This is a genomic window from Mesorhizobium sp. M4B.F.Ca.ET.089.01.1.1, from assembly GCF_004022605.1.
Classification (GTDB): domain Bacteria; phylum Pseudomonadota; class Alphaproteobacteria; order Rhizobiales; family Rhizobiaceae; genus Mesorhizobium; species Mesorhizobium abyssinicae.
This window is the reverse complement of record NZ_RZOS01001389.1, coordinates 1-464: the sequence shown is the minus strand read 5'-3', so window position 1 is coordinate 464 and position 464 is coordinate 1. Positions and strand designations below refer to the sequence as shown.

Annotated in this window: 1 protein-coding gene; it reads right to left on the bottom strand. The window is 61.2% G+C overall.

Annotation, left to right across the window (positions count from 1 at the left end):
• A partial coding sequence (locus EN780_RS37640) for a helicase-related protein (protein WP_133373021.1) occupies positions 1-464 on the bottom strand: 464 nt, incomplete at both ends.

The window sequence follows — 464 nt, the reverse complement described above, 5'->3', positions numbered from 1 at the left end:
GTCCGTAGCCTTGCCAAGTGCCCGGAACAGGGCAGACGATCCAGCCCCGACGGATACATCGTGATGGTCCATGTAGTTGTGGAAAAACGTTTGGAAGAGGTAGGCGACGATGTGGCGCCGCGCGATCTTTGGGTTGTCGACCTTGACGTCGGGATTGCGGGGATCGCCCGCGACGATCTGTTTGGGGTTGTTGTAGTAGTAGCCGTCGTGAGGGCCATTCTGGGCATAGGTCAGCACGGTTGAAAGCGACGAGCCGCGGCGTCCCGCCCGGCCGGCTCGCTGCTGGTAATTCTCCCGCTGCGGCGGCACGTTGCGCAGGCCTACCGCAACCAGGGAGCCGATATCGACACCCACTTCCATGGTCGTGGTGCAGCTCAGCACGTCTATCGGCTTGTCGGACTTCGCAATACGGACGTCCTTGAAACGCAGCTCAAATTGCTCGGTGGTCGCGTGCACCCGTGCAT